The following is a 3,190-nucleotide window of genomic DNA, read 5'->3' as shown; positions in this document are numbered from 1 at the left end:
GTTCAGATTTTCGGTAGCGATCCGATCGTGATGCGGGATGCTTCGCAGTTTCTAGAGTCGCGCGGTGTGCATTCCATCGACATCAACATGGGTTGTCCCGTTCAGCGAATTACCAAAGGAGGAGCGGGAGCGAGCATGATGTGCCGGGTTGACAGTACGCTCGACCTGGTTCGGACGGTCGTGGAAGCGGTGAAGATTCCTGTCACCGTGAAGATGCGGCTGGGGTGGGACAGTACTCAATTGACGGCTCCTCAGTTCGCACGAGAGTTTGAACAGGTCGGCATTGCCGCGGTTGCCATTCACGGCCGCACTCGCGAGCAGGGGTTCAGCGGGACCGTTGATCTGAGTGGTATTCGGAAAGTGGTTGAAGCGGTTGAGCGGATTCCGGTAATTGGAAACGGAGACATCCGCTCCATCGCCGACGGCGAGCGAATGTTTCGGGAGACGGGCTGTCACGGAATTTCGATGGGGCGGGGAGCACTGGCAAACCCCTGGATTTTCCGGCAGTTTGTGGAGTGGGAAACGACGGGGAGCTTTTCGCCTCCGGGACATTTTGAGGACCGTCTGGAACTGTTGCTACGGCAGTTCGGCTATTTGGAGCAGCAGCGCGGTACCGAGCGAGCGATTGTTTCGTTCCGCAAGATGGCTCACTGGTATCTGAAAGCGATGTGCGTGCGTGCGTCCCTGAGGAATCTGATGCAGACCGCGCGGACGCGCGATGAGTTCGTGGCGGCCGTGCGGGAGATTGCGGCCTCCGGCCCTACCCGAGGGACTCGTACGGGGGTCTTGCCGGAACTGGTGATCCCTGTCCCGTCGGGGCCGGTTGAACGATGGTAGTGCCTGCCGGTGCAATTGCGATGAAGTGTCGCGATGAGAAATGTCCCGGTCAGTTAATCGCGACTGCCCGAACCGTGATGGGCGGATGAAGGCAGTCTCATTCGTGTCTGGCGTGTCCTCAGCAATGTGGGTGGGGAGTAAGATCACCTGAAATGCCGTATTCTGGTGCTGCCACTGCCGATGGGAAATTATTCCCCGCTGTTCCTCCCGAGTCGGAGGGTGAGTCGCATGGCGAAGGACAGAGGATCAAGGAAATGAAGAATGAGTGACCGGTTGAATTCCGGGGGGACTCCACCCGAACAGCCTACTGTTCCGGCGTGGCTCGTCTCCGTTCTGCTGCTTGCAGTCGCCGGAATGATGCTGCAGAACGCGGGTTACCTGCCCGGTTTTGGGGGGCGCGCTGCTCGCGAGTCTCGGCCGATTACTCCACGCGGAGACCTCTCCGAAGACGAAAAGTCGACCATCGAAATCTTTCGGGAAGCGTCACCGAGTGTTGTCCACATTACGACGTTGTCGATTCGCCGTGACAGCCTGAATTTCCGAGCCCTGGAAGTTCCGGAAGGGACTGGAACGGGGTTTATCTACGATGACGCGGGGCATGTCGTGACAAACTACCACGTGGTCAGAAATGCACGTGCGGCCAAGGTGATGCTGGCGGACAATAGCAGCTGGACAGCATCGCTCGTCGGTTACGAAATGGACAAGGACATCGCGGTACTGAAGATTGACACGCCTCCGGGACGGCTCAAGAAAGTTGCGATTGGTGAGTCATCCACTCTTCAGGTGGGCCAGAAAGTATTTGCGATCGGTAGTCCGTTTGGACTGGATCAGACACTGACGACAGGTGTCATCAGCGGTCTGGGGCGCGAGATCAAGTCGATGAATGGTCGATCGATCGAAGGGGTCATTCAAACCGATGCCGCGATCAATCCGGGGAATTCGGGCGGACCGTTGCTCGACAGTGCCGGTCGCCTGATCGGGGTCAACACGATGATTGTGAGCGAGTCGGGGGCGTTCTCGGGAATCGGGTTTGCTGTCCCGGTGGATATTGTGAACCAGGTGGTGCCTCAACTGATCAAGTCGGGACGAATCGAGCAGGGTGTGCCCGGATTCAAAGTATTCGACGATTTGATCTCGCGCCGGCTGGGAGTTGCGCAAGGGGCGCTGGTGGAACGTGTTTTCGAAGGAACGGGTGCTGAGGCGGCGGGGATTCAGGGGACGTACCGGGATGTTGACGGGACGATCTATCTCGGTGATATCATCATCGAGGTTGCGGGGCGGCCGATTCGGAGTGCCAACGATATGGCGAAGGCACTGGATGGAAAAAAGCCCGGCGACGAAGTTTCGATTCTACTGTTACGTGGCAGCTCACAAATCCGGGTGAAGGTCGTGCTCCAGGTGGCACGACGGTAAGAGAAATTCAACGCTGACTGTGGCACCGTGCGAGACAGAATCCGCGAGGATTCGATCCGCTCTGCTGTCGGGTCCCGATAACTCACAGTCTTTTACGTGGAGTGGGGGCGTTTGATTTTCGGGGGGGGACCCCGCGAGACCAGTCGTTCCAACCGTCCCCCCGTCCCCTGCTCTGCTGAGTCGACCTTGAAGCACCCGGCATCAGTGTGTAGCGCGATGCACGCGCGAACAAAGGATGTCTTCTCCGCACAGCGGTTTTTGGTGAGCGAGACGATGGGAAAGGGAAGACGGAATTCCCTCAGAAGACCATGGAGGCTCCGAGGGTGAAGACCTGGACTGAGGGGCTATTGACGACGCCGCGATCACTCCACAGAGCAAGGATTCGCGCATTGGGACCGTTGATGACGTATTCGACACCGAGATCCAGTGCGCGGGAGTAAAGTCCCGTGGAGGCTTCTTCGAAGTCGTGGTTGTATTGCTGATAGCGGGTGAAGGGTCGCAATCGTCCTCGGACGGGGCCGACTGACAGGTCTTGCGGGATGATGTAGCCGACGTAAATGAAACCACAATCCCCCTGCTGACCGCTGGTGGGAAGATCTTGATTGTCATAACGATAGACCGCCCCTTCGACGGTGATCACGCCCTCGTTGGCCAGTGTCGTTTCGAAAAGAGCGTCGAGGCTGACACCCGTGAAGTTGCGCGGGTCCTCGGCGGTTCCCAGTGCGTGACGTTGAGTCTGGACGGCGAAACCCAGGGCGAGAATGTCTTTTTTGCCGTAGTAGGAGCTTTGGTGGTAGTAGCCGGGTTCAGGGTCGAGAAAGTTAACGGTGACGCGGGCATCGAACTGGATATTTCCGCTGGGATTGGGGGGGCTGTCAGGAGGGTTTGTGTACGGCGACAGCAGGGATGCACCGGTTCCGTTGAAGGCACCGACGCTCCA

Annotated in this window: 2 protein-coding genes and 1 pseudogene; 2 read left to right on the top strand and 1 reads right to left on the bottom strand. The window is 58.2% G+C overall.

Annotated elements, in window-relative coordinates; genetic code table 11:
- On the top strand, positions 1-837 hold an 837-nt coding region (locus tag VGE80_RS18705), incomplete at its 5' end, for a tRNA dihydrouridine synthase (protein WP_440593717.1).
- Between the two features lie 261 nt (positions 838-1,098).
- Complete coding sequence (locus tag VGE80_RS18700; protein WP_440593716.1) at positions 1,099-2,250, top strand: S1C family serine protease; 1,152 nt, start codon at positions 1,099-1,101, stop codon at positions 2,248-2,250.
- A gap of 298 nt (positions 2,251-2,548) precedes the next feature.
- On the opposite strand, the pseudogene VGE80_RS18695 reads toward VGE80_RS18700, so the two are convergent.
- Positions 2,549-3,190: pseudogene (locus VGE80_RS18695) on the bottom strand (hypothetical protein); the annotation flags it as partial.

It is taken from the genome of Schlesneria sp., assembly GCF_036405755.1.
Taxonomy (GTDB): Bacteria; Planctomycetota; Planctomycetia; order Planctomycetales; family Planctomycetaceae; genus Schlesneria; species Schlesneria sphaerica.
This window is presented reverse-complemented; position numbering and strand designations above follow the sequence as displayed.